This window comes from Salipiger bermudensis (genome assembly GCF_017309175.1).
Taxonomy (GTDB): domain Bacteria; phylum Pseudomonadota; class Alphaproteobacteria; order Rhodobacterales; family Rhodobacteraceae; genus Salipiger; species Salipiger bermudensis.
Genome location: NZ_JAEKJV010000002.1, coordinates 48,100 through 72,407, shown reverse-complemented (window position 1 = coordinate 72,407; position 24,308 = coordinate 48,100). Strand labels below are relative to the sequence as shown.

Here is a 24,308-nt window from a genome sequence, read left to right as displayed (position 1 = left end):
GGCCCGTCCGGGCGGGCCGACGATGGCGCGGCGGCCTGCGGCCTTGATTCCGCGCTGGGGCGTGTTCGACCGACCCGCTTTGTACCCTTAAGGTCGACCGCGAGGCGAGACAGACAGCGTCTCCCCAACCCTCAGAGCAAGTCCGCAAGAACCCCCGGCAGCGCCTCCGGCAGATCCTCCGCGATCAGCCCTGGCCCAAAGGCCCGCGCCGCCTCGACATGCAGCCACGCCCCCGCCCCGGCCGCCTCGAAGGGCGCCAGACCGCGCGCCATCAGCCCGCAGATCAGCCCCGCCAGCACGTCGCCCGCGCCCGCCGTCGCCAGCCATGGCGCCGCGCGCGCACCGACACCGGCATTGACCGCGGAGCGCCCATCCGGCGCCGCGATCACCGTATCTGGCCCCTTGAGCAGCACCACGCAGCCCGCCCGCCGTGCCGCCTCGCGTGCCGCATCGACCCGGCTGTAGGCCGGGCCGGCCTCGGCGACCTCGCGCAGCCGCGCCGCGAGATCGGGAAACAATCGCGCGAACTCGCCGCCATGCGGGGTCAGTACGCAGCCTTTGTGCAGCAGCCCGAAAAGCTCTGCCGGGTCGTCGGCAAAGGCGGAGAGCGCATCGGCATCGAGCAGCGTCGGACGTTCCGCCTCGAGCGCCACCGGTGCCAGTTCGAGCGAACGCTCGAGCCCCAGCCCCGGCCCGAGACAGAGCGCGTTGAGCCGGTCATCCTCGAGCAGTTCCGAGAGCTCTTCCGCGCCTTCGATCCGGCGCAGCATCAGCGCTGTGATCTGCGCCGCGATCTCGATCTGCGCCGCGCCCGGCGCGCCAAGCGTTACCAGCCCTGCGCCCGCGCGCAGCGCCGCGCGTGCCGAGAGCCGGGCGGCGCCGGTGCGCCCGAAGCCGCCCGACAGTACCAGCGCATGGCCGTGGCTGAACTTGTGCCCACCCGCCTTGGCCAGCCCCGAGGGCGCCGTCACCTCGGCCACCCGCTCGCTACGCGGCGCGCGCGAGCGGCGCTGCTCCAGCCCGATCGGCACCACGACCACGGTGCCGCAAAGCTCGGGCCCTTCGTCTAGCACGTGGCCCAGCTTGCGGGCGTGGAAGGTCACGGTCAGGTCCGCCGCCGCCGAGGCCGCCTCGAGCACCTCCGGCAGGCCCACGAAATGCTCGTCGCGCAGCACCCGGCCGCTGTCGCTGCAAAGTCCGCTCGGCAGATCGACGGCGACGATCAGCGGGGTCCAGTCCGGGCGCTCGCCGGCGCTCAACGCCGCCCCTTCGCCGCGCAGCTCGGCAAGATCCAGAAGCGTCGCGCCAAGATCAGCGATGGGGCGGCTCAGGCCGGTGCCGAACAGCGCATCGACCACCAGCGCCGCGCGCCGGCTCGAGGCCTCGAAACCGGGCTCAAGCGGCAGGATCTGGCCGATTTCTTGCCAGCGTTCGGCGTTGCGCCGCGCATCGGGCGGCAGCCGATCGAGCACGCCGTAGAGGTAGAGCTCTACCTCCCACCCGCGCGCGACCAGCAGCCGCGCGATGACGAATCCGTCGCCGCCATTGTTTCCCGGCCCGCACAGCACCACGGCCCGGTGCGCGCGTCGTGCAAGCTCGGGCCAGTGCTTGAAAACTGCCTCCACCACGCCCGTTCCGGCCCGTTCCATCAGCTCCAGACCGGACACCTCGCCCGAGTTCATTGCCGCCGTCTCCACCGCGCGCATCTGCGCTGCCGTCAGGAGATCTGCCATGTCTTCCACCTCAAGTTTTCATTTCGCCCATTCTGAAGGCATGTTGCGCAAAATTCGCGCGGTCGATACAAATCGCTCTATGCACCCCCTGCCCCCGTAGGCTATCCGATTGTGGCCGCCGGGCAGAAATGATCTGGCAGGGTCCGACACGGGATTACGAGGAGAGATAGACCATGAAAAAGGTCGAGGCGATCATCAAGCCGTTCAAGCTCGACGAGGTCAAGGAGGCGCTTCAGGATGCTGGCATCCAGGGCCTCTCGGTTCTCGAAGTGAAGGGCTTTGGCCGCCAGAAAGGCCATACCGAGCTGTATCGCGGCGCGGAATATGTGGTCGATTTTCTGCCCAAGGTGAAGATCGAGGTCGTCCTGGACGACGAACTCGTCGACGCCGCCATCGAGGCAATCATCTCTGCCGCCAAGACCGACAAGATCGGCGACGGCAAGATCTTCGTGAGCCCGATCGAACAGGCCATCCGGATCCGCACCGGCGAATCCGGCTCGGACGCGCTCTGAGCGCGGCACGAGCGGCCGAACAATAATCATACCGGACCCAAAAGTCACAGAAAGGGAAGAAGGGAATGAGCATCAAAGACGTTCTCAAGCTGATGAAGGACGAGGAGGTCGCTTACGTCGACATCCGCTTCACCGATCCGCGCGGCAAGCTGCAGCACGTGACGGTGATTGCCGATGAGGTCGACGAGGATTTCCTCGAAGAAGGCTTCATGTTCGACGGTTCCTCCATCGCAGGCTGGAAGTCGATCGAAGCATCCGACATGAAGCTGATGCCCGACCCGGACAGCGTCTACATCGATCCGTTCTACGCCGAGAAGACCCTCTGCGTGCACTGCTCGGTGGTCGAGCCCGACACCGGCGAAGCCTACGATCGTGACCCGCGCGGCACCGCCCAGAAGGCCGAAGCCTACCTCAAGGCATCCGGCATCGGCGACACCGCGTTCATGGGCCCGGAAGCGGAATTCTTCCTGTTCGACGACGTGAAGTTCTCGGTTGCGATGAACAAGGTCTCCTACGAGGTCGACGCGCTCGACGCATCGTGGAACACCGACACCGACTACGAGATGGGCAACACCGGTCACCGTCCGGGCGTCAAGGGCGGCTACTTCCCGGTCAACCCGATCGACGACGCACAGGACCTGCGCTCCGAGATGCTCTCGACCATGAAGCGCATCGGCATGAAGGTCGACAAGCACCACCACGAGGTGGCGTCGTGCCAGCACGAGCTTGGCCTGATCTTCGGTACTGTCACCAAGCAGGCTGACGAGCTTCAGAAGTACAAGTACATCATCCACAACGTGGCCCAGGCCTACGGCAAGTCGGCAACCTTCATGCCGAAGCCGATCGCCGGCGACAACGGCACCGGCATGCACGTGAACATGTCGATCTGGAAGGACGGCAAGCCGCTCTTCGCAGGTGACAAGTACGCCGACCTGTCGCAGGAAGCCCTGTGGTACATCGGTGGCCTGCTCAAGCACGCCAAGGCGCTCAACGCCTTCACCAACCCGTCGACCAACTCCTACAAGCGTCTGGTCCCGGGCTTCGAGGCCCCCGTCCTGCGCGCCTACTCGGCCCGCAACCGTTCTGGCTGCGTTCGTATTCCGTGGGCGGAATCGCCGAAGGCAAAGCGTGTGGAAGCCCGCTTCCCCGACCCGTCGTCGAACCCCTACCTGTGCTTCGCAGCGCTCCTGATGGCCGGCCTCGACGGCATCAAGAACAAGATCGATCCGGGCGAAGCCATGGACAAGAACCTCTACGACCTGCCGCCGGAGGAGCTCGAGGGCATCCCGACCGTCTGCGGCTCGCTGCGTGAGGCTCTGGACGAGCTGAAGGCCGACATGGACTTCCTGCTGGCCGGTGACGTGTTCACCAAGGACCAGATCGAAGGCTACATCGACCTGAAGATGGAAGAGCTCGAGCAGTACGAAATGACCCCGCACCCGGTCGAGTTCAAGCTGTACTACAGCTGCTGATCCTCGCGGACGTATTCGGGAAAGGGCGCCTTCGGGCGCCCTTTTTCGTTATGCGGTGGCCGGCTTTCGCGACCCAAGCAGACTGACGAGAGCGCCTCTCGGAGGTGGTCGAATATGCGGCCCAATGACCCTTAGGTGGTCAGAATGTTGACGGTCCACCGCGATTCGTGGTCCGCATTTGGCCCTACCGTTTCCGATAGGGCGTCAGAGAATGAAAATTCCCCGGATTGTCCGACGTGGTCGCCGTGACTGCCGCGGGTGCCCAAAGAAAACCTCTCAAATTGATGATCCAAATACGGTCAGGCTGACGCGCGTTAGCGTCACCCCTTATGGATAGGTTGAGACAATTTCGGACTAAAATCTCGCAGACGCATCAAATCATGGCTGAAGCGCCTCAGTTCATTGAGATTGCGGCGGTTTCGCCCTGAACTCGGACGAAATCTGGGCAGGCCGGGCCACTCGCCTCCTCAGACAGGCCAGATTCTCACCCCAATCGGGACCAAGAGTGAGTGTCGTGGGGAAATGGAATACCAAGAAAAACACTGCTCAGGAGTTCAAGATGACCCAAGGTTTCACGAGTACAGCCCGTCTTGTCTTCGCCGCCCGTTCGATCGTGGTTCTCGACGAGATCCAACAGATCATGCGCGATGCCCTGACACATAACGATTTTTCCGTCGCCGATTGCGACCGTACAGATACCGTCACGCTGCGCTTTGCCACCTGCACAGGCGACTGGACGGTCAGCGTCCATCACGAGGCTGACGAGGCCATGCTGCACGTCTCGGCCCCGAGCGACGAGCAAGCTGTGCTCACGCCGCTGGCCCACGTGCTCTTCGCGCTTGTCGAAGCACTTCCGGTCTCGCACGTGATCTGGGCCGGCACCGACCTCCGCCTGCCGCGTGACCGCTTCATCACCGAACTCAAGCCCGCCTGCGCCGCGCAGGGGCCGGTGGCGCCCGCCGAGCCCGAGCGCCTGCGTCCGCGCCGCGTCCGCCTCGAGCATGGCCACGCCCGCACCGAGCGCCTGACCCAGAAGGACGTGCTGGCGCGCACCTTGCCCGTGGCCAAGAAATCCCGCCGCCAGCCCACCACGCAGCACAAGCGGAAGGAGGCGCACTACCAAGCCTATGACCGCCGCCTGCGCAGCGCATTGCTGGCACCGGTGCAGAAGGCCGAGATGGCCGATCTGCCGCGCGAAGTGCCGGAAACCGCGGAGGCTGCCAGTGCCTCGAGCTGGGCGCTTTCGGTGGGCGTTGCCACGATCTCGCTGCCTCTGGCCGTGCCGCTTCTCGCCTACAATGCCACCAGCGCCTTCCCGCAGCAGCGCCGCATGCTGGCCACCGGGATCGCCGGTCTCTTCGTGGCCCTCGACGCCACCGGCGTCGCGGCCGGCCTGCTTGGCACCTACTGATCCCCGTCCCGCGGCGCCGGGCCCTTGGTTTGGGGCTCGGCCCAAGGAGGCCGTCCTATCGGCGGTTTTCCGGCATAGGCATGGCGCTGGGACATTTCTGTTTGCCCCTTTTCGGGGCTGAGCTACCGTCATCTCCAACTCAGAGAGAATTGGAGAACCTAGAATGTTCCGCCGGGTATTCAGACTTGCCGCAGCCGTCACCCTCGGGCTCGCCACGGCAGGCACGGTGCAGGCCGCCACATGCGGCAACAACGCCAGTGGCTTCAACGCGTGGAAGCAGGCGTTCGCGGCCGAGGCGCAGCGCGCCGGCGTTGGCCAACGCGGCATCCAGGCGCTGATGAATGCGCAGTATTCCACCACCACCATCTCGGCGGACCGAAATCAGAAGGGCGTGAAATACGCGCTCAACGATTTCATCCGGATCCGCCTTGGCTCGCTCGACGGGTTTGCCGCCACCGGACGCAAACGGATCCAGCGCAACCCGCAATTCTACGCCGCGGTCGAGCAGCGCTACGGCGTCCCGGCGGGCATCCTCGTGGCGATCCACGGGATGGAGACCGGCTTTGGCCGCACCATGGGCAACGTGCCGGTGGTCTCGTCGATCAGCACCGTGGCCTATGATTGCCGCCGGTCCTCGTTCTTCACGCCGCACGCACTCGCGGCGCTTCAGATGGTCGATCGCGGAATGTTGTCGCCGACCCAGAAAGGCGCCGCCCATGGCGAGCTCGGCCACACCCAGTTCCTGCCGGGCAATGCCATGCGCTACGGCGTCGACGGCAATGGCGACGGCCGTGTCGATTTCTACAACGAGTGGGACGCGCTGGCCTCGACCGCCAACTTCCTGCGCCAGAAAGGCTGGCGCCCGGGCCAGCCCTACCAGCAGGGCACCGCAAATTTCCGCGTGCTGAACGAGTGGAACGCGGCCACGGTCTACCAGCAGGCAATCGCCCTCGCGGCCGAGCGGATCGACCGCTGAGCAGCGACGAGCTGCAACCAGAGGAAGATCGGTGGACGGGGTGACGATGGTTAATGTCGTATTAACGCCATCGCCCCGTCCCCGATATGCCAGATTTGCTATATAATTTCCAAATCGTAATCACTGAACGAGTTCAGGGAGTCCGACGGTTTGGACCACATCGAGACACCGCACGCGGGCATTTTTCTGACCCACGACATCGCGCTGAACGACCGGCAGTTGCTCAGCGATGCGGCGCAGGTGTTGCGACGTCTCGATTCCGCATCTGGCCGAGCGATCCGGAGGTCCAAGAAACGGGCGGCGCTGATGGCCGACCATTTCGGCGTGGCGGTAAGGGTGCAGCGCATTCCCGACGACGCGCCCTACCTGTCGGTCCGCATTCTGCATCGCAAGGACGAGAGAGGCGACGACACGCTCGCCCGCCGGATCCTGGCGCAAACCGTCCGCGGCATGCTCTCGCATATCCCGGTCGAGACGATCGACTGGTACGATTGCGAGACCCTGATCGAACCCGATGACTTTCGCGAGATGTTCGACCCTCAGGTGGCCGAGAGCGTCTACAGCCCGTCTCAGCCGCCCCACATGGACTTCGCCCTGTCCGAGCACCTGCGCGACATGATGGAGCTCGACGACGCGCCCGAACCCGTTGAGCCGCAACCCGCCGCTGTCGTCGCTCCTGTCGTCGAACGCAGGCAGGCACCCGAAAGAGCCTCGACCCGCTCGCCGTCCAAACGGCGCAAGCTCGGGCTTGGGGTCGTGCTTGTACCGCTGCGCGCGCCGCGTCTGCTCTGGAGCCTGTGGCGTCGCATGGATCTGCGTATCATCGCACAGGTCACGGCGGTCGTGGCGCTGCTGGTCGCGCTTCAGAACACCGAGTTCCTGCGCGACATCCTCTATCAGGTCATGCGCTGAGCGCGAGCGCCCGCGCGCGCTCCATCACATAGGTGTGGATTGAGAACACCACGGCGCGCGTTTCGGGCAGGCGCACGAGGCATTGGCGCTCGGAACGGAAATAGGCAGCGGTGCTCGGGTCCGAGCGATCGTCGTTGTCGCGTCGGGGCCCCGGCTGGAACAGCGTCGGATCGTCATACCAGAGGCGGTTGAAACGCATCAGCGGGCGTCCGGGCTGCACGCCGTCGAACAGGCGCTGCACCCGCGCGGCAATGACGTCGTCATACTCGGGGATCGGCACGTGGATCTCGACCAGCGGGCGCATCACCTTCTGCGCCAGCCGCCAGCCGGCGGGAAAGCACAGCACCGCCCCGGTCAGCACGTGCTCGGCCTCGCCCTCTGCCTTCTCGAGCAGGCAGAGATCCTCCTGCACCAGTCGTCCCAGCGTCCCCATCGGGTCAGCACGATCTAGCGTCACCTGCCCTCCGTCCGGGCGCGTGACGCGCTCGCCGTCGCGGCAAAAGCCCTCCGGCAGATGCGAGAGCACGAAACCCAGCAATTCGTCCGCCGCCGGGCGGGCGCGTTCCGAAAGTGCGAGCACCGCGTCGCGATTGGTGTCGAGCAGATGCTCGCGGGTCGCCATCTGCCCGGCGTAGGCTTCGTCGACGAGCAGCCAGTCGGACATGGCGGCCGGGCCGATATTGGGAAGCGGCCGCGAGGTGGAGAGATCGAAGGGAACGCGCTCTTGCAGGGTCATGGCAAAGGGCTAGCGCCACCGCAAGGGCACCGCAAGATGCGGCAGCGTCGCGGTCAACGAAAAGCGGCGCGGGAAGCCCCCGCGCCGCTTGATTTGCTTTCCTCTGAGGCGAAGGCTCAGCCGCGGGCGCGGCCCATGGCCTTCCAGGCCAGCGGCAGGATCAGCGCGGCCAGCGCCAGCTTCACCGCGTCACCGACGAGGAACGGGGTCAGGCCCCACTCGAGGATCGGCTTGTCCCAGCCGTAGAGCATGCCGAGCCAGATCAGGCCGGGCACGTAGATCAGGGCGTTGCCGAGCAGCATTGCACCCGCCATCTTGGGGGCCGAGCGGTCCCAGCCGGCGCGCGCCAGCGTGCCGAGCAGCAGCACCGCCATGACATAGCCCACGAGGTAGCCGCCGGTGCCGCCCATCATGTAGGCAAAGCCGTTGAGCTCGGCCGTGCTCCCGGCGAAAACGTCGAAGCCGAGCGCGCCCACCAGCATGTAGCCGAGGATGGTCACCAGGCCGAGCCGCGCGCCGTAGGCGGCGCCGAGGGTCAGCACGCCGAAGGTGCCCATGGTGATCGGCACCGGCCACATCGGCACCTTGATCTTGGCCATGATCGCCAGGAAGGCGATGCCGGCCACCACGAGGGCGGCCTGCTTGAGGCGCAGGGCGGTGCCTTCCGTGGCACCGAAGCTTTCCACCAGAACGGAGCGGTTCTGTGCGATGGTCATCGGGTGTCCCCCTTGTTTCATCTCCATTGCCTCAGGTTTTGCACCAAGGTGATGCACACCGCAAGCCGTCACGAAGCCGTCATGCACGCTTAATTTGCAAACTCGTGCTTTGCAGCCGCAAAGCGCCTGCCCTGCCCGGCGCCCGATCTCTGCGTTCGATCTTTGCGCCCGGGCCCTGCGTCTGTCGTGCCGGTCGGGCTTGCCGCGGGCGCCTCGCGGTGTCAGGTCTTGTGCGGTCCATAGCTCAGCGCGAGGCGCAGATGTCCACGCCGGTTTCCTCCATCCGCAATCTCGGCCCCGCCGTCGAGGCGGCCTGCGCCCGCGCTGGCATTCCCGATGCCCAAACGCTGCGCGAGCTCGGGGCGCATGACGCCTACGGCCGGATGCTGCGCGCCGGCACCAGGCCGCATTTCATCAGCTACTACGTGCTGCACATGGCGCTTCAGGGCCGGCCCTGGAACGATTGCCGGGGCAAGGAGAAAGACGATCTGCGGGCGCGGTTCGATGCGCTCTGCGGCGAGGTTTCGGGCCGTAGCGAGGCGCTTTCGGGGATCGAGGCGATGCTTGACGAGATCGGCGTCATTGCGCGGCGCAAGGACGGCTGAGGCAGAGTCTCGTCCGCCCAAGCGGACGCTGCTGCCGGCCCGGGGCGGAACCCGCAACGGGGTATTCACGTTGATTGGCCAAACGTAACACGCAACGGAGGCCCGTCCCCATGGACCTTATCCGCATCATCGTCGCCATCCTCCTGCCGCCGCTCGGCGTCTTCCTGCAGGTGGGTCTTGGCAAGCACTTCTGGATCAACATCCTGCTCACGCTTCTGGGCTATATCCCCGGCATCGTCCACGCCGTCTGGATCATCGCCCGGACGCCCGAGCACGCGTGATCGCCATGTCGCGTCGTGACACCTTTGAACGGGTCGAGCGTGTCGAGCGCTATGCACGCCGCCTCGACCGGGCTTTCCGCTTGCCCTTCACCGGGATCCGGCTGGGATGGGATTCGATCATCGGCCTCGTGCCGGGCATCGGCGACACGCTGGCGCTGGCACCGGCGGTCTGGATCGTCAACGAGGCCCGAGAGCTCGGTGCGCCCAAGTCGCTGGTTGTGCAGATGGGGTGGAACGTGGCCGTGGACTGGGCCATTGGCCTGTTGCCGCTGATCGGCGACATCATGGACATCGGCTACAAGGCCAACATGCGCAACGCAGCGCTGCTGCGCCGCTGGGCGGAGGAATACCACCGAACCGCCGGAGAAGGCCGGGCCGAGGCACCCGACTACCAAGGGGCCGAGCTGGCCTGAGATCTGCCGGACTCTGCCGGAAGGCAAAAAGAAAACGGGCGCCCCTCTGGGCGCCCGTTTCGCGTCTTGTGACGGGTCCGAAAGGACGGCTTAGCCGACCAGCTCGAGGCCCGAGAAGAAGTAGGCGATCTCTTCCGCGGCGGTCTCCGGCGCGTCGGAGCCGTGCACCGAGTTCTCGCCGACCGACTCGGCGAACTCTGCGCGGATGGTGCCTTCTGCGGCATCCGCCGGGTTGGTGGCGCCCATCACTTCGCGGTTCTTGGCGATCGCGCCTTCCCCTTCCAGCACCTGCACCACGACCGGCTCGGAAGCCATGAACTCGCAGAGTTCGTCGTAGAACGGACGCTCGGCGTGCACCTTGTAGAACTCGCCGGCCTGCGCCTTGGTCAGGTGAATGCGCTTCTGTGCGACGATGCGGAGGCCCGCTTCCTCGAACTTGGCATTGATCTTGCCGGTCAGGTTGCGGCGGGTGGCATCGGGCTTGATGATCGAAAAGGTCCGTTCGAGGGCCATGTCTGTCTCCATTGAAAGGCCGGGCATCTGGCCCGGCCGGTATTTTCTGATGTGGGCGTTACCATGCGCGCGAGGTCTTGGAAAGACCCGAGCCACCCCGCGCGGCGGCAGGTTTCGGCCTGCGAGGGGCCAGCCCCTCGCGCTCCCCGGGATATTTCAAGCCAAGAGAAGATCATGGGGGATTTCCGTGCCGCTGCGCCTCTGCTAGAGCGCGGGCATGCTCAGGATCGATGACATTTCCTATTCCGTCGAGGGGCGGCCCCTGTTCGAGGGCGCCTCCGCGGTGATTCCCGCCGGCCACAAGGTCGGCCTCGTTGGCCCTAATGGCGCCGGCAAGACCACGCTGTTCCGGCTGATCCGCGGCGAGCTGACGCTCGACGGCGGCGAGATCGGCCTGCCCGAGCGCGCCCGCATTGGCGGAGTGGCGCAGGAGGCGCCGGCGTCGGACGTCTCGCTGATCGAGACGGTGCTGGCCGCCGATGCCGAGCGCGCGGCACTGATGGCCGAGGCCGAGACGGCCACCGATGCGCATCGCATCGCCGAGGTCCAGACCCGGCTGGCCGATATCGACGCCTGGTCGGCGGAGGGGCGCGCGGCCTCGATCCTCAAGGGTCTGGGCTTCGACGAGGCCGACCAGCAACGCCCGAGCTCGGATTTCTCCGGCGGCTGGCGGATGCGGCTGGCGCTGGCCGGGGTGCTTTTTGCACAGCCCGACCTGCTCCTGCTCGACGAGCCGACGAACTATCTCGATCTCGAAGGCGCGTTGTGGCTCGAGAGCTATCTCACCCGCTATCCGCATACGGTGATCGTGATCTCGCACGACCGCGGGCTGCTGAACCGGGCGGTGGGCGCGATCCTGCATCTCGAGGACCGGCAGCTGACGCTGTATCAGGGCGGCTACGACACCTTCGCCCGGACCCGGGCAGAGCGCCGCGCGGTGCAGGCGGCGGCAGCGAAGAAGCAGGAGGAGCGCAAGGCCCACCTGCAGAGCTTTGTCGACCGGTTCCGCGCCAAGGCCTCGAAGGCCAAGCAGGCGCAGGCGCGTCTCAAGATGATCGCGCGGATGGACACCATCACCGCGCCCGAGGAGGCCGCCAAGCGGGTGTTCAGCTTCCCGCAGCCCGACCAGCTCTCACCGCCCATCGTGGCGCTTGAAGGCGGCGCCACGGGCTATGGCGATCGGCAGGTGCTGTCGCGGCTGAACCTGCGCATCGATCAGGACGACCGCATCGCGCTCTTGGGCCGCAACGGCCAGGGCAAGTCGACGCTATCGAAGCTTCTCGCAGATCGGCTGGTTCTGATGGACGGCAAGATGGTCCGCAGCTCAAAGCTGCGCATCGGCTATTTCGCCCAGCACCAGGTCGACGAGCTGCATCTCGATGAGACGCCGTTGCAGCATCTCCAGCGCGAGCGCCCCGAGGCCGCCCCGCCGAAGCTGCGCGCCCAGCTTGCGGGCTTCGGGCTGATGGCGGCGCAGGCAGAGACCGAGGTGGGCCGGCTCTCGGGTGGGCAGAAGGCGCGCCTGTCGCTGCTTCTCGCCACGCTCGACGCGCCGCACATGCTGATCCTCGACGAGCCGACCAACCACCTCGACATCGAGAGCCGTGAGGCGCTTGTCGAGGCGCTGACGGAATATTCCGGCGCGGTGATCCTGGTCAGCCACGACATGCACCTCCTCAGCCTTGTGGCCGACCGGCTGTGGCTGGTGAAGGACGGCACGGTGAAGCCCTACGAGGACGATCTCGACGCCTACCGGGCGCTGCTGCTGACGCAGGACAAGCCCGCGAAGCCCGAGAAGGCGAAAGCCGCCGCGCACAAGGCACCGAAGCCCTCGCGGGACCAGATCCTGGCGCTGCGCTCAGAGGTACGCAAATGCGAGGCGCGGGTGGAGAAGATCGAAGAGATGCGCGAGAAGCTCGCCAAGAAGCTCGCCGACCCGGCGCTCTACGAGGCTGCCCGCGCCGGCGAGCTCGATACCTGGAACAAGAAATACGCCGAGGTCATGGACGGCTTGCATCGCGCCGAGGCGCTCTGGGAAGCGGCGCTGCAGAAGCTCGAGACCGCCGAAACCGCCTGAGCCCGACCGCGTCGCCTTCTGGCAGACCTCGGATGCCTCCGGCGGGAGTATTTTTGACGAAGAGAAGCCAGGAGCGCTGCGCCCCTGGCTTCTTTGGTTCAAAAATACCTCGGGGGTGAATTGGCCGCAGGCCAAGAGGGGGCAGCGCCCCCTGTTGCCCCCGTCGCCAGGTGCCGCGTCAGGCGGTGGCGCCGTCCTCCGAGGGCTCATCGACCGGCTCGGTGGTCTCCGCGGTCTCGGGGATCGCCAACGACAGGAGGATTGCCGAGAGCCCGGCCAGCGTGATCGGCGTTGCCACCACCTGTTTGAGGAAGGCCGGCAGGTTCTGCGTTGCCTCCGGCACCAGCGTCACCCCGAGGCCCAGACCGAAGCTTACCGCCATGATGTAGACCTTGCGGCGGTCGATCTCCTGAGTGGCGAGGATGCGGATGCCGGCCACCGCGATGGTGCCGAAGAGCACCAGCGTCGCGCCGCCCAGCACCGGCTTGGGGATCAGCAGGAAGAGCTGGCCCACGAAGGGAAAGAACCCGAGCAGCACGAGGATTCCGCCGATATACATCCCCACGTGCCGTGATGCGACACCGGTCATCTGGATGACGCCGTTGTTCTGCGAAAACGTCGTATTGGGGAAGGTATTGAAAAGCGCCGCCAGCGCCGAGTTGACCCCGTCGGCGAGAATGCCGCCCTTGATCCGGCGCAGGTAGACCGGCCCCTTGACCGGTTGGCCCGCGATCACCGAGTTGGCCGTCAGGTCGCCCGAGGTCTCGATCGCCGTCACGAGGAAGATGAAGGCGATGGGGATGAACAGGCCGATGTCGAAATCGAGCCCGTATTTCAACGGTTGCGGGATGGCGATCAGCTCGCCCTCCCCGGCCCTCGAGAAATCCACCATGCCGAAGACCATCGACACGATGGTGCCGACCACGAGTCCGACCATGATCGCCGAGATGCGCAGCATCGGGCTGCCGGTGAAGGTCAGAACGAGGATCACCGCCACCACGATCGAGCCCATGATCAGGTTGATCGGCTTGCCCAGATCCTCGCCCGCGCCGACGCCGCCGGCGAAATCGGTGAAGCCCACCTTGACCAGAGACAGGCCGATCACGGTGATGACGATGCCGGTCACCGTGGGCGTGATGATCTTGCCGAGCTTGTCGATGAACTGGCTCAGCACGATCTCGACCACGCAGCCGGCGAGGCAGAGACCGAAGATCATCGCCAGCATGTCTTCGGGCGTGCCGCCATTGTTCTTGACCGCGAAGCCCGCGGCGAGGATCGGCCCGAGGAAGGCGAAGCTCGTGCCCTGCACGCTCAGAAGCCCCGAGCCAACCGGCCCGATGGTCTTGCACTGGATGAAGGTGGCGACGCCGGAGACGAGCAGCGACATCGCGATGAGATAGGGCACGTACTCGCCCAGCCCCAGAACCCCGCCAATCACCAGTGTCGGCGTCACGATGCCGACGATGGAGGCGAGGATGTGCTGGAACGCGGCAAGCGCCGCCGCGGGCGGCTCGGGCTTGTCCTCGAGCGTGTAGATGAGTGATCCGGTCGATTGCGTGTCGGTGGCCATGGCGCCCTCCATCCTGTGTCCCCGGAAGGGTCAGACGCGCCGCGCCGGCTCTCCCGCAACAAGCTTTCGGAGATCGGGCGCGCCGGGCCAGTTCTTTGACGGTTCCATGACAGGCCGCGCGGGCCGGGCGTGGCAAACGCGCAAAGCTGGCGCGTTCGCTTGAAGCCATGCACGTAAAACGGGCAGACGTTGGACCGCCTGCCCGTCTGTGGTCATGACGGCCGGACCCGTGCCTCAGCGGTAGAGCAGCGACACGCCCTCGCTGAAGAGATGCACTTTTTGGGGCGCGGCGGAGAGCGTCACCTCGGAGCCGCGCAGCCCCTTGTGGATGCCAGGCAGCTTGGCGATCACCGGCTCCTTGGAGGCGCCGTCATCGACGAAGTGCAACAGCGTCACCTCGCCGAGCGCCTCGGTCAAGGCCACCTTGCCGGTATAGGCCCCCTCGCCTTCCGCCAGCACGAAATCCTCTGGCCGGAAGCCAACGTTCACCTTCAGGCCCATATCGGCATCTGTGGTCGGCACGGTAGAGACCGCGCTGCCGCCGGCGTCCAGCCTCACGGTGGTGCGTTCGCCGGTCGCGATCACCTCGCCGGGCATCAGGTTCATCGCCGGAGAGCCGATGAACTGGGCCACGAACTCGGAATTCGGCGTCTCGTAGAGCTCGAGCGGCGAGCCCACCTGCGCCACGCCCTTGTTGGCCAGCACCACGATGCGGCTGGCCAGCGTCATCGCCTCGACCTGGTCGTGGGTGACGTAGATCATCGTGCGGTCGGGCATCTGCTCCTTGAGTTGCGCGATCTCGATCCGGGTGGCGACGCGCAGCGCCGCGTCGAGGTTCGAGAGCGGCTCATCGAAGAGAAAGACCTTGGGGTCGCGCACAATGGCGCGGCCAATGGCGACGCGCTGGCGCTGGCCGCCCGAGAGCGCTTTGGGCAGGCGGTCGAGATAGGGCTCGAGCTGAAGCATCTTTGCGGCACGGTCCACCGACTCGCGGATCTCGTCCTTGGACTTCTTGGCGATCTGCAGCGCGAAGGACATGTTCTCGCGCACGGTCATGTGCGGATAGAGTGCGTAGCTCTGGAACACCATGGCGATGCCGCGCTGCGCCGGCGGCACGTCGTTGACCCGCTGGCCGTCGATCTCGAGCGTGCCGGCGGTGATCTTCTCGAGCCCCGCGATCATCCGCAACAGCGTGGACTTGCCGCACCCCGAGGGCCCGACGAAGACAATCAGCTCGCCGGCCTTGATGTCGAGATCGATGTGTTTGAGCACCTCGACGGTGCCGCCATAGGTCTTGCCAACATCCGTGAGTTTCAGATCGGCCATTTGCGTACCCCCTCCGAGATCAAGATTTCAGCGCCAGCACGGGCTGCCAGCGCCCGAAATGCAGCTTGCCGTCGGGCGCAGGTCCAGCCGATCCGAGCTCGGCTCCGATCTGGTGCCAGGGTCCCGCCGGCGCGTTTATGGTCACGGGCTCGTCGCCGATGTTGAAGGCGCAGAACAGCTCTTCGCGACCGAGGCAGCGGCGGAAACTGAGCACCGTGCCGTCGCAGTGCACCTCCGAGATGTCGCCCTTCTTCAGCGCCTCGTGGCTGTGCCGGAACGAGATCGCCCGGCGGTAATGATGCAGCATCGCCAGCGGGTCGGCCTCTTCTCCCGCGACGGTGCGGCTGAGATGGGCGTGGCTCACCGGCAGCCAGGTGCGCATGGCACTGCTGAAGCCGCCATTGTGCTCGTTGGGATCCCAGACCATCGGCGTGCGAGCGCCGTCGCGGCCCTTGAAGGCGGGCCAGAAGCGCTTGCCATAGGGATCCTGAAGATCCTCGAAGGCGACCTCTGCCTCGGGCAGCGCCAGTTCCTCGCCCTGGTAGAGGCAGGCCGAGCCGCGCAGGCACATCATCAGCGTGATGTAGAGCCGGGCCGCCGCCTCGGGGATGTTCCAGCGGGTGATGTGGCGCACCACGTCGTGGTTCGAGAACGCCCAGCAGGCCCAGCCTCCCGGCGCCTTCTCTTCCATGTCGTCCATCACCTTCTTGATGAAGGCAGCAGTGGGCGCGTGGTCCGAGAGCAGCTCGAAGGCGTAGGACATATGCAGGTGATCGTCGCCACGCGTGTACTCGCCCAGTACCTCGAGCCCGCGCTGATCCTCGCCGACCTCGCCCACGGCGGCGGCGTCGTACTCGTTCATCAGCGTGCGCAGCCGCGCGAGGAAGTCGAGATTCTCGGGCTGGGTCTTGTCGTAGAGGTGGTTCTGCCAGGTGTAGGGATTCACCGCCGGAGCGGTGATCGGGTTGCGCTCTTCCGGCGGCAACGCCGGATTGTCGCGCAGCTGCTCGTCGTGGAAGTAGAAATTCACCGTATCGAGGCGGAAGCCATCGACGCCCCGGTCGAGCCAGAACTTCGTCACGTCGAGAAGCGCCTGCTGCAGCGCTGGCTCGTGGAAGTTCATGTCGGGCTGCTCGGTGAGGAAGTTGTGCAGGTAGTACTGGCAGCGGGTCGGATCCCATTGCCAGGACGAGCCGCCAAAGATCGACAGCCAGTTGTTGGGCGGTGTGCCGTCGGGCTTGGCATCGGCCCAGACATACCAGTTGGCGCGCGGGTTGTCCTTCGAGCTGCGGCTCTCCTTGAACCACGGATGCTCGATCGAGCTGTGCGAGATCACCAGGTCCATCAGCACCTTGATGCCAAGCGCGTGGGCGGTCTCGATCACCGTGTCGAAATCCGACAGCGTGCCGAACATCGGGTCGATGTCGCAGTAATCGCTGACGTCGTAGCCGAAATCATGCATTGGCGAGCGGAAGAACGGCGAGATCCAGATCGCGTCCACACCGAGCGAGGCGACATAGGGCAGCCGCTGGGCGATGCCCAGCAGGTCGCCGACCCCGTCGCCGTTGCTGTCCTGATAGCTGCGCGGGTAGATCTGGTAGATCACCGCGCCGCGCCACCAGTCGGGATCCTTCTTGAGGTGGCGTTGCGCGGTCATGTCCGGAGTGTCGGTCATGGGGTGTATTCGTCCTTATTTCACCGAGCCGGCCAGCAGGCCGCGCACGAGGTATTTCTGCATTGCGAAGAAGACCACCAGCGGCACCGCGATCGACACGAAGGCGGCGGCGGCGAGGATGCCCCAGTCGCCCCCGCGCGACCCCAGAAGGTCGTCGGCGATCTTGACGGTCATCACCCAGCTCTCGCTGTTGGACGGCAGGAAGACCTTGGCGACGAGCAGGTCGTTCCACGTCCAGAGGAATTGAAAGATGGCGAAGGAGGCCAGCGCCGGGAAGCTCAGCGGCAGCACGATCTTGGTGAAGACCTGGAAATCCGTGGCGCCGTCGACCTTGGCGCTTTCGATGATATCGCGCGGCAGGCCGATCATGTAGTTGCGCAGAAGGTAGACCGCGAGTGGCAGGCCAAAGCCGGTATGCGCGAGCCAGATGCCGAGGAAGCTCTGCCCGATGCCGATCTGGTTGTGCAGCGTCAGCATCGGCACCAGCGCCAGCTGCAACGGCACCACCAGAAGGCCCACCACGGCCGCGACGAGCCAGCCGCGCCCCGGAAAATCCATCCACGCCAGCGCGTAGGCCGCGAAGGCCGCGATCAGGATCGGAATGACCGTCGCGGGCACCGTCACCGTCAGGGTGTTGATGAAGGCACGGTCCATGCCATCGGAGGTCAGGATCTGGCGGTAGTTCTGCCAGCCGAAATCCGGCGGCTGCTTGGTGATGACATAGAGCGAGGGCGCGCGGCTGATCTCGCCGTCATTCACGTAGGAGAAATCGCCGTTTTCGGCAACGGTCAGAGAGCGTTGCAGCACCGCGCTGCCCGGCGTGATCGGCAACCCGTCCTCGGTGGCCTCGGGGAATTCGGGCTCGCCATCGGCGGGATAGGCGATCTCGATGCGCTCGTCGTCGATCTCACCATCCTCTTCTGTCACCTCGACCTCGAACCACGCGTAGGTCTGGCCCACCTCGGCGGCGCCCGGGTCACGCCCGGTCAGCCCGAAGCCCGACACGCTGCCCGAGCCGGCCTCGAAGACGTTGCCTTCGAGCACGTAATAGTCGCCGTCCTGCGTCACGCCCTCGGGCTCGGGGCGCATTCGCTCGGCGCTTTCGACCGGGAACATCGCGGCCCACCAGCCGGTCTCGGAGATCTGCTCGCGGTCGCGGAAAGACGACACCAGAAGCCCCACCGTGGGGATCAGCCAGATCACCACGAGACACAGCACCGCGATATTGGTGACAAGGCTGAGCGAGGATTTGTGGCCTGCAATATTGTCCATGATTACAGCTCCTTGTGCGCCTGGCGGATGTTGTAGATCATCACCGGCGTGACGATCAGCATGATCACGAAGGCGACCGCCGTGGCGCGCCCGTCATCGCGGAACATGTAGCTCATCATGTAGCTCGGCAGGATCTCGGTATCGAAATTGCCGCCCGTCATCGTGTAGACGATGTCGAACACCTTGAGCGTCAGGAAGGTGATGGTGGTCCAGACCACGGCGATGGTGCCGGCGATCTGCGGGATCTTGATGCGGAAAAAGATCTGAAACGGGTTGGCCCCGTCGAGGATCGCGGCCTCGATGGTCTCTTCCGGAATGCCGCGCAGCGCCGCCGAGAGGATCACCATGGCAAAGCCGGTCTGCATCCAGACCATGATGATCATGACGAAGAAGTTGTTCCAGAACGGGATCTGCAGCGGATCGATGGCGGCAAGGCCGAAATAGTCGCGCACCGCGTTGATGATGCCGATATTCGGGTCGACCGCGTAGACGAATTTCCAGATCAGCGAGGCACCGACGAAGCTGATCGCCATCGGCATGAAGATCAGCGACTTGGCGATGGAGCCCCATCTCAGCCGGTCGGTGAGCTGCGCCACCAGCAGGCCGAAGAAGGTCGCCGCGGCGGGCACGAAGAGCACCCAGAGGAAGTTGTTGAACAGCGCCACGCGGAAGCCGTGCTCGGAGAACATCTGCACGTAGTTGCCGAGGCCGATGAACTCGTCGCCCGATCGGTTGTAGAGCGAGCGCAGGAAGCTGCCGACAACCGGATAGACGAGGTAGAGCCCCAGAGCGAGGATCGCGGGCATCAGGAACAGCCACGGCCGCACCGCGGTCGCGCGGGCGATGTTGCGGCCCTGGTCGTCCTTGCGCGCCGGAAAGACGAAGCGGTCGAGAATGATGTTGGAGAGGTAGAAGTAGCCCACGCATCCGCCGACCCCGATGATGATGGTCAGAATGCCCTGAAGGATCGGTGACATGGCGTGCGTGCTCCCCTCGCGTTAGCCTTGTGGGCGGCCCCCCGCGCCCGGACGGCACGGGGGAGGTTTGTTGTGGCGTCAGCCGGTCAGCGGATCGAGTCCCAGCGGTCCTGAATCGTCTCGGCCACGCTCTCGGCATCGTCGCCGCCCACGTAGTCGATCATGCCCGTCCAGAAGGCGCCTGCGCCGATCTCGGCCGGCATCAGGTCCGAGGCATCGAAGCGGAAGGTGGTCGCGTCAGCGAGGATCTCGCCCATCGCGCGCTGCGCGTCGGTGGCATAGACCTCCGGGTTGACGCCGGCATGGGCGGTGAGGAACCCGTCCTGCGCCATCCACAGCTCATGCGCGATCGGCAGCTTGAGATACTCGAGCATCACGTTCGTCGCCTCGGACGGGTTGGTGATCGAGAACAGCGTCCCGGCGCCCAGCACCGGATTGCCGAGGTCCTTCTCCTCGTAGGACGGGAAGTAGAAGAAATCGACATTGTCGCCGAGTTCTGCGCTTTCGGGGAAGAAGGCCGGGATGAAGCTTGCCTGACGGTGCAGGTAGCAGGTCGGCGGCACCGCGAAGAGGCCCGAGGGGCTGTCGCGGAAATCGGTGGTGGCCGCGGCCTGCGCGCCGCCGCGCACGTACTCGTCGTTGCGGATGAACCAGCCGAATTCGTCGATGCTCTCGACAACCTGCGGGTCGTTGAACGGGATCTCGTTGGTTACCCACTGATCGTAGACCTCCGGCGCGTGCATTCGAAGCATCAGATCCTCGACCCAGTCGGTTGCCGGCCAGCCGGTGGCCGCACCGGACCCCAGCCCGATGCACCAGGGCGTGCCGCCATCGTCGACGATCTGCTCGGTCAGTTCCTTGAGCTCTTCCATGCTCTCGGGGATCTCATATCCCATCTCGTCGAAGGCAATGGGCGAGTACCACACGAGGCTCTTGAGATCGACGCGGTAGAACAGACCGTAGACATGCTCCTCGCCGTCCTCGCCCTCATAGGTCGACAGGTCGACCCAGCTGTCCCCGGCAGAGAAGTTCTCGGCCACCCACTCGGCGGTGTCGTCGGGCAGCGGCGTCAGCAGGCCCTGGCTCGCCATGTCGGCAGCAAGACCGGGTTGCGGGAACACCGCGAGGTTGGGCGCGGTGCCGGCGCGGGCCGAGATCACGATATCCTGCTCGAAGCTGTCGGAGCCGGAATAGTTGACGTTGGCGCCGGTGGCCTCTTCGAAGTAGCGGAAGACGACGTCCACCTTTTCCTTCTCGTTGCCTGTCCAGGGGCCGGTGATCTCGACGGTCTGGCCGCTGAGGTCGTGCTGTTCGGCAAAGGTCTCGTAACCGTCCCACTGGAAATCGCCCTCGCCCACCTCGAAGGGCATGTCCTGGGCAAAGGCGGCACCGGCGGACAGCGCAAGAACTGCGGCACTGCCTAGAAACGAGGGTTTCGAGAGATACTTCATGTGTGATCGTCCTCCACGGTTTCGCGAGATACGGCTCGCGCGTTCACCGCTTTGAAGCGAGTCACCCCAAAGCGCTTTGAAGTTGGCCGAGCGTTGCGTGTTTCCAACGGCAAGTCAATCGCCATATAGCTTCTTTTTCTGAGGTTTCCATGCTGCACTGCAGCTTTCCGCGGCTTGAACAAAACCCCTTTTCGTCGTGTTGGATTTGCGTCTATGGTGATGGTCATCCGAAGCGCTTTGGAGGGCCGTGCCATGAATCTGAAGCAACTCGCCGCCCATCTCGGACTGTCGCAGACGACCGTGAGTCGCGCCCTCAACGGCTATCCGGAGGTCAGCGAACAGACGCGCATCCGCGTGGCCGAGGCCGCGCGGGCGCTGAACTATTCCCCCAACGCCCGCGCCAAGGGGCTGGCGACGGGCCGCGCCATGGCGATCGGGCACGTGATCCCGATCTCGACCCAGCACGAGATGGTCAATCCGGTCTTCGGGGATTTCATCGCCGGCGCGTCGGAGGCCTATCTCAAGGCCGGCTACGACATGACGCTGTCGCTCTCGGGCGACGAGGACGAGGCCGACAATTACCGCCGGCTCAAGGCCAAGGGTCACGTCGATGGCATCATCGTGCACGGACCAAAGATGGCCGACGGGCGCATCCCCTTCCTGCGCGGGCTCGACCTGCCCTTCGTGGTGCATGGCCGCGCCTCCGAACTCGACATTCCCTACAGCTGGATCGACATGAACAACACCAGCGCCTTCAAGCGCGCGACCTCGTTCCTGCTCGATCTCGGCCATACCCGGATCGCGCTGCTCAACGGGCTCGAGTTCATGGATTTCGCCTATCGGCGCCGCATCGGCTATGAAGAGGCCCTGACCGACCGTGGCATCGCGCCGGATCCGGCCCTCATGCGCGGCGAGGAGATGACCGAGCCCTTCGGCTACCGCGCCGCCGCCGAACTGCTGGCCGCCGCGCATCCGCCCACCGCCTTCCTGACCTCTTCGCTGATCACCGCCATCGGCATCCGCCGGGCGATCCACGAGGCCGGGCTCGAGATGGGCCGCGACGTGTCTGTCATCACCCATGACGACGATCTGAGCTACCTCGCCAATGGCCGCGACATGCCGATCTTCACCGCCACCCGCTCCTCGGTGCGCGAGGCCGGACGGCTCGCAGCCGAGATGCTGCTGCGCCACATCGCGGCACCGGCGCGCGATCCCGAAACCCATCTGCTCGAAGCGCAACTGATCATCGGCGGGTCCACCGGCCCTGCCCCGAAACCGACTTAGGATTTGCACTCATGCTCTTGACCCGAAAGGACTTCCCCGAAGGCTTCACCTTCGGCACAGCCACCTCGAGCTACCAGATCGAGGGCCACAAGTTCGGCGGCGCGGGCCGCACCCATTGGGATGATTTCGCCGATACGCCCGGCAACGTGGTCCGGGCCGAGAATGGCGACGTGGCCTGCGACCACTATCACCGCTATGCCGAGGATCTCGATCTCGTGGCCGCCGCCGGTTTTGACGCCTACCGCTTCTCGATCTCCTGGGCGCGGGTGCTGCCCGAGGGCCGTGGCGAGGTCAATGCCGAGGGGCTCGATTTCTACGACCGGCTCACCGATGCCATGCTTGAGCGCGGGCTCAAGCCCTACGCCACGCTCTACCACTGGGAGCTGCCCTCGGCGCTGGCCGATCTCGGCGGCTGGCGCAACCGCGACATCGCGCAGTGGTTCGGCGATTTCACCGAGGTGGTGATGTCGAAGCTCGGCGACCGCATGGAGACCGTGGCCCCGATCAACGAGCCGTGGTGCGTGGCGTGGCTGAGCCATTTCCTTGGCGGCCAGGCACCGGGCCTCAGGGACATCCGCGCCGCCACCCGCGCGATGCACCACGTGCTTCTGGCGCATGGGCGCTCGATCGAGGTGATGCGTGGGCTTGGCATGTCGAACCTCGGCGGCGTGTTCAACCTCGAATGGTCGGAACCCGCCGACAGCAGCGAAGAGGCCTATCAGGCCGCCGCGCGCTATGACGGCATCTACAACCGCTGGTTCATGGGCGGCGTGTTCAAGGGCGAATACCCGCAGATCGTGCTAGACGGGCTCGAGCCGCACATGCCGGCCAACTGGCAGGATGATATGGCGCTGATCTCGCAACCGATCGACTGGTGCGGCATCAACTACTACACCCGCAAGCTCATCACCGCCGACAAGAGCCCGTGGCCCTCGCTCAAGGAGGTCGATGGCATCCTGCCCAAGACCTACATGGGCTGGGAGATCTATCCCGAGGGCCTGCTCAACTTCCTTGAGCGCACGGCACGGGAATATACCGGCGAGCTGCCGATCTTCGTCACCGAGAACGGCATGGCGGCGCATGACGACATCGTCGCGGGCGAGGTTCAGGACGAGCACCGCATCGCCTATATCGAGGCGCATCTGGCGGATGTCCGGCGTGCCATCGCGCGCGGCGTGCCGGTGAAGGGCTATTTCTGCTGGTCGCTGCTCGACAATTACGAATGGAGCTTCGGCTACGACAAGCGCTTCGGGCTGGTGCATGTGGATTTCGACACGCTTGCACGCCTGCCCAAAGCCTCCTACCACGCGCTTAAGGGAGCGCTAACGGAGGGCCAGTCATGAGCCACGCGATCACCGCAGTTCTTGCCGATATCGGCGGCACCAACACCCGCGTCGCGCTGGCAGCCGGCCCGACGGTGCAGGAGGCCAGCGTCAAGCGCTATCGCAATGCCGAGTGGAGCGGCATCGGCGCCGTCCTGCGCGACTATCTCGATGCCGCCGAGATCGCGCCCGACGCCGCCTGCGTCGCCATGGCGGGCCCGGTGCGCGACAGCGCCGGCAAGCTCACCAACCTCGACTGGGAGGTGAACCGCGAGATCTTGCAGAACGCCACCGGCGCCCGCACCCTCGCGGTGCTCAACGACATGCAGGCGCAGGGCCACGCGCTGGGGCACATCCCCGTCGAGAACCTCACCACGCTGCACGAGGGCGCGCCCGCCAGCCCGCATTCGGCGCGGCTGGTGGTGGGGGTCGGCACCGGCATGAACGCCGCACCGGTCTATCGCCTTGGCGAGCAGACGCTGGTGCCGCCGGGCGAGGCCGGCCATGCCACGCTTGCGCTGCGCTCGGATGACGAGTTGCGGCTGTTCCAGTACGTCTCGCGCAAGCATGACGGCGCAGGCGTCGAGCATTTCCTCTCGGGCCGCGGCTTCGAGCGGATCTGGCACTGGCTCTGCGAGGAGGACGGTGTCACCGATGCCTCCAAGGTCGACATCCCGGCCGCCGAGATCATGGCGCTGAAGGAAGCGGGCGATCCGCGCGCCGCGCGGGCGGTCGAGACCTTCTCGCGGCTGCTGGGACGGGTCTGCGGCGATCTGGCGCTGATCACCCTGCCCTTCGGCGGCCTCTACCTGATCGGCGGCGTGGCGCGGCATTTCGGCCCCTACCTGCTCGAGAACGGTTTCACGGAAGGATTCCGCGACAAGGGCCGGTTCAGCACCTTCATGGATCAGTTCCCGGTGCATCTGGTCACCGATGACTTCGCAGCGCTTACGGGTTGTGCATGTCACCTGACCGAACAGCTGCAATTGCAGAACCATTGAGACGGTAACCTTGTATTCTGACCGGAAGCGCTATTGATAGCAGGACACTCCGCTCAGGAGCACCTCTGACCCT

At 65.5% G+C, this 24,308-nt stretch carries 23 protein-coding genes; 12 read left to right on the top strand and 11 right to left on the bottom strand.

The features are described from left to right. Positions 1–131: 131 nt before the first annotated feature. On the bottom strand, positions 132–1,733 hold the full coding sequence (locus JF542_RS03120) for an NAD(P)H-hydrate dehydratase (protein ID WP_207074712.1): 1,602 nt from the start codon (positions 1,731–1,733) through the stop codon (positions 132–134). A 173-nt stretch (positions 1,734–1,906) separates the two neighbouring features. On the opposite strand from JF542_RS03120, the gene JF542_RS03115 reads away from it, so the two are divergent. The 5 genes from JF542_RS03115 (at position 1,907) to JF542_RS03095 (ending at position 7,016) form a co-directional block, all read left to right on the top strand. After that, complete coding sequence (locus JF542_RS03115; RefSeq protein ID WP_007800427.1) at positions 1,907–2,245, top strand: P-II family nitrogen regulator; 339 nt, start codon at positions 1,907–1,909, stop codon at positions 2,243–2,245. Between the two features lie 65 nt (positions 2,246–2,310). Further along, entirely contained in the window at positions 2,311–3,717 is a 1,407-nt protein-coding gene (glnA, locus tag JF542_RS03110) for a type I glutamate--ammonia ligase (RefSeq protein ID WP_007800424.1), read from the top strand. Positions 3,718–4,276: 559 nt separating this feature from the next. Then, a complete protein-coding gene (locus tag JF542_RS03105) occupies positions 4,277–5,128 on the top strand; it encodes a hypothetical protein (RefSeq protein WP_007800423.1) in 852 nt (283 codons plus the stop codon). 163 nt (positions 5,129–5,291) lie between these two features. Continuing rightward, on the top strand, positions 5,292–6,104 hold the full coding sequence (locus tag JF542_RS03100) for a lytic murein transglycosylase (RefSeq protein ID WP_007800421.1): 813 nt from the start codon (positions 5,292–5,294) through the stop codon (positions 6,102–6,104). Between the two features lie 150 nt (positions 6,105–6,254). Continuing rightward, entirely contained in the window at positions 6,255–7,016 is a 762-nt protein-coding gene (locus JF542_RS03095; protein WP_207074711.1) for a hypothetical protein, read from the top strand. Here JF542_RS03095 and JF542_RS03090 read toward each other — a convergent pair. Together JF542_RS03090 and JF542_RS03085 are read right to left on the bottom strand one after the other, a co-directional pair. Beyond that, positions 7,006–7,752 carry a heme-dependent oxidative N-demethylase family protein gene (locus tag JF542_RS03090; protein ID WP_207074710.1) on the bottom strand — a complete coding sequence of 249 codons (747 nt, stop codon included), beginning with the start codon at positions 7,750–7,752 and terminating at the stop codon, positions 7,006–7,008. The genes JF542_RS03095 and JF542_RS03090 overlap by 11 nt on opposite strands. Positions 7,753–7,868: 116 nt before the next feature. Then, the gene (locus tag JF542_RS03085; protein WP_040544839.1) at positions 7,869–8,468 is read right to left on the bottom strand and encodes a biotin transporter BioY; all 600 of its coding nucleotides are present in this window, start codon (positions 8,466–8,468) and stop codon (positions 7,869–7,871) included. 260 nt (positions 8,469–8,728) lie between these two features. Between JF542_RS03085 and JF542_RS03080 the strand changes: the two genes are divergently transcribed. The 3 genes from JF542_RS03080 (at position 8,729) to JF542_RS03070 (ending at position 9,767) form a co-directional block, all read left to right on the top strand. Beyond that, positions 8,729–9,073 carry a TfoX/Sxy family protein gene (locus tag JF542_RS03080; RefSeq protein WP_207074709.1) on the top strand — a complete coding sequence of 115 codons (345 nt, stop codon included), beginning with the start codon at positions 8,729–8,731 and terminating at the stop codon, positions 9,071–9,073. A 110-nt stretch (positions 9,074–9,183) separates the two neighbouring features. After that, on the top strand, positions 9,184–9,354 hold the full coding sequence (locus JF542_RS03075) for a YqaE/Pmp3 family membrane protein (protein ID WP_007800413.1): 171 nt from the start codon (positions 9,184–9,186) through the stop codon (positions 9,352–9,354). Between the two features lie 5 nt (positions 9,355–9,359). Continuing rightward, a complete protein-coding gene (locus tag JF542_RS03070; RefSeq protein WP_050768459.1) occupies positions 9,360–9,767 on the top strand; it encodes a DUF4112 domain-containing protein in 408 nt (135 codons plus the stop codon). 90 nt (positions 9,768–9,857) lie between these two features. On the opposite strand, the gene ndk is transcribed toward JF542_RS03070, so the two are convergent. Further along, on the bottom strand, positions 9,858–10,280 hold the full coding sequence (gene ndk, locus JF542_RS03065) for a nucleoside-diphosphate kinase (protein WP_007800411.1): 423 nt from the start codon (positions 10,278–10,280) through the stop codon (positions 9,858–9,860). A 217-nt stretch (positions 10,281–10,497) separates the two neighbouring features. On the opposite strand from ndk, the gene JF542_RS03060 reads away from it, so the two are divergent. Further along, positions 10,498–12,357: an ABC-F family ATP-binding cassette domain-containing protein gene (locus JF542_RS03060; protein ID WP_207074708.1), complete on the top strand. Its 1,860-nt coding sequence runs from the start codon at positions 10,498–10,500 to the stop codon at positions 12,355–12,357. 178 nt (positions 12,358–12,535) lie between these two features. Here JF542_RS03060 and JF542_RS03055 read toward each other — a convergent pair whose 3' ends face one another. The 7 genes from JF542_RS03055 to JF542_RS03025 form a co-directional block, all read right to left on the bottom strand. After that, a complete protein-coding gene (locus tag JF542_RS03055) occupies positions 12,536–13,927 on the bottom strand; it encodes a nucleobase:cation symporter-2 family protein (protein ID WP_242533563.1) in 1,392 nt (463 codons plus the stop codon). A 234-nt stretch (positions 13,928–14,161) separates the two neighbouring features. Further along, a complete protein-coding gene (locus JF542_RS03050) occupies positions 14,162–15,253 on the bottom strand; it encodes an ABC transporter ATP-binding protein (protein ID WP_207074706.1) in 1,092 nt (363 codons plus the stop codon). A 19-nt stretch (positions 15,254–15,272) separates the two neighbouring features. Next, positions 15,273–16,928 (bottom strand): alpha-amylase family glycosyl hydrolase, encoded by a 1,656-nt coding sequence (locus JF542_RS03045; RefSeq protein WP_207074705.1) that lies wholly within the window; start codon positions 16,926–16,928, stop codon positions 15,273–15,275. A 15-nt stretch (positions 16,929–16,943) separates the two neighbouring features. Then, positions 16,944–18,200 carry a carbohydrate ABC transporter permease gene (locus JF542_RS03040; protein WP_007800396.1) on the bottom strand — a complete coding sequence of 419 codons (1,257 nt, stop codon included), beginning with the start codon at positions 18,198–18,200 and terminating at the stop codon, positions 16,944–16,946. Positions 18,201–18,202: 2 nt separating this feature from the next. Further along, positions 18,203–19,177, bottom strand: coding sequence for a carbohydrate ABC transporter permease (locus tag JF542_RS03035; protein ID WP_207074704.1), 975 nt, complete (start codon positions 19,175–19,177; stop codon positions 18,203–18,205). Positions 19,178–19,263: 86 nt separating this feature from the next. Then, positions 19,264–20,628, bottom strand: a complete 1,365-nt coding sequence (locus tag JF542_RS03030; protein ID WP_207074703.1) for an ABC transporter substrate-binding protein — start codon at positions 20,626–20,628, stop codon at positions 19,264–19,266. Beyond that, the gene (locus JF542_RS03025; protein ID WP_207074943.1) at positions 20,625–20,855 is read right to left on the bottom strand and encodes a hypothetical protein; all 231 of its coding nucleotides are present in this window, start codon (positions 20,853–20,855) and stop codon (positions 20,625–20,627) included. Before JF542_RS03025 ends, JF542_RS03030 begins: the two co-directional genes overlap by 4 nt. 25 nt (positions 20,856–20,880) lie before the next feature. On the opposite strand from JF542_RS03025, the gene JF542_RS03020 reads away from it, so the two are divergent. Genes JF542_RS03020 through JF542_RS03010 form a run of 3 tightly spaced genes read left to right on the top strand, consistent with a single transcriptional unit; the run spans position 20,881 to position 24,235 of the window. After that, on the top strand, positions 20,881–21,912 hold the full coding sequence (locus tag JF542_RS03020) for a LacI family DNA-binding transcriptional regulator (protein WP_040544837.1): 1,032 nt from the start codon (positions 20,881–20,883) through the stop codon (positions 21,910–21,912). Positions 21,913–21,923: 11 nt separating this feature from the next. Then, positions 21,924–23,255 carry a GH1 family beta-glucosidase gene (locus JF542_RS03015; RefSeq protein ID WP_207074702.1) on the top strand — a complete coding sequence of 444 codons (1,332 nt, stop codon included), beginning with the start codon at positions 21,924–21,926 and terminating at the stop codon, positions 23,253–23,255. Then, the gene (locus JF542_RS03010; protein WP_207074701.1) at positions 23,252–24,235 is read left to right on the top strand and encodes a glucokinase; all 984 of its coding nucleotides are present in this window, start codon (positions 23,252–23,254) and stop codon (positions 24,233–24,235) included. Before JF542_RS03015 ends, JF542_RS03010 begins: the two co-directional genes overlap by 4 nt. Positions 24,236–24,308 lie beyond the last annotated feature (73 nt).

Bases quoted from the DNA above. Each gene is read 5' to 3' on its own strand.
- JF542_RS03120 (WP_207074712.1), bottom strand. From the start codon at position 1,733: ATGGCAGATCTCCTGACGGCAGCGCAGATGCGCGCGGTGGAGACGGCG.
- JF542_RS03115 (WP_007800427.1), top strand. From the start codon at position 1,907: ATGAAAAAGGTCGAGGCGATCATCAAGCCGTTCAAGCTCGACGAGGTC.
- glnA (WP_007800424.1), top strand. From the start codon at position 2,311: ATGAGCATCAAAGACGTTCTCAAGCTGATGAAGGACGAGGAGGTCGCT.
- JF542_RS03105 (WP_007800423.1), top strand. From the start codon at position 4,277: ATGACCCAAGGTTTCACGAGTACAGCCCGTCTTGTCTTCGCCGCCCGT.
- JF542_RS03100 (WP_007800421.1), top strand. From the start codon at position 5,292: ATGTTCCGCCGGGTATTCAGACTTGCCGCAGCCGTCACCCTCGGGCTC.
- JF542_RS03090 (WP_207074710.1), bottom strand. From the start codon at position 7,752: ATGACCCTGCAAGAGCGCGTTCCCTTCGATCTCTCCACCTCGCGGCCG.
- JF542_RS03085 (WP_040544839.1), bottom strand. From the start codon at position 8,468: ATGACCATCGCACAGAACCGCTCCGTTCTGGTGGAAAGCTTCGGTGCC.
- JF542_RS03080 (WP_207074709.1), top strand. From the start codon at position 8,729: ATGTCCACGCCGGTTTCCTCCATCCGCAATCTCGGCCCCGCCGTCGAG.
- JF542_RS03075 (WP_007800413.1), top strand. From the start codon at position 9,184: ATGGACCTTATCCGCATCATCGTCGCCATCCTCCTGCCGCCGCTCGGC.
- JF542_RS03070 (WP_050768459.1), top strand. From the start codon at position 9,360: ATGTCGCGTCGTGACACCTTTGAACGGGTCGAGCGTGTCGAGCGCTAT.
- ndk (WP_007800411.1), bottom strand. From the start codon at position 10,280: ATGGCCCTCGAACGGACCTTTTCGATCATCAAGCCCGATGCCACCCGC.
- JF542_RS03060 (WP_207074708.1), top strand. From the start codon at position 10,498: ATGCTCAGGATCGATGACATTTCCTATTCCGTCGAGGGGCGGCCCCTG.
- JF542_RS03055 (WP_242533563.1), bottom strand. From the start codon at position 13,927: ATGGCCACCGACACGCAATCGACCGGATCACTCATCTACACGCTCGAG.
- JF542_RS03050 (WP_207074706.1), bottom strand. From the start codon at position 15,253: ATGGCCGATCTGAAACTCACGGATGTTGGCAAGACCTATGGCGGCACC.
- JF542_RS03045 (WP_207074705.1), bottom strand. From the start codon at position 16,928: ATGACCGACACTCCGGACATGACCGCGCAACGCCACCTCAAGAAGGAT.
- JF542_RS03040 (WP_007800396.1), bottom strand. From the start codon at position 18,200: ATGGACAATATTGCAGGCCACAAATCCTCGCTCAGCCTTGTCACCAAT.
- JF542_RS03035 (WP_207074704.1), bottom strand. From the start codon at position 19,177: ATGTCACCGATCCTTCAGGGCATTCTGACCATCATCATCGGGGTCGGC.
- JF542_RS03030 (WP_207074703.1), bottom strand. From the start codon at position 20,628: ATGAAGTATCTCTCGAAACCCTCGTTTCTAGGCAGTGCCGCAGTTCTT.
- JF542_RS03025 (WP_207074943.1), bottom strand. From the start codon at position 20,855: ATGACCATCACCATAGACGCAAATCCAACACGACGAAAAGGGGTTTTG.
- JF542_RS03020 (WP_040544837.1), top strand. From the start codon at position 20,881: ATGAATCTGAAGCAACTCGCCGCCCATCTCGGACTGTCGCAGACGACC.
- JF542_RS03015 (WP_207074702.1), top strand. From the start codon at position 21,924: ATGCTCTTGACCCGAAAGGACTTCCCCGAAGGCTTCACCTTCGGCACA.
- JF542_RS03010 (WP_207074701.1), top strand. From the start codon at position 23,252: ATGAGCCACGCGATCACCGCAGTTCTTGCCGATATCGGCGGCACCAAC.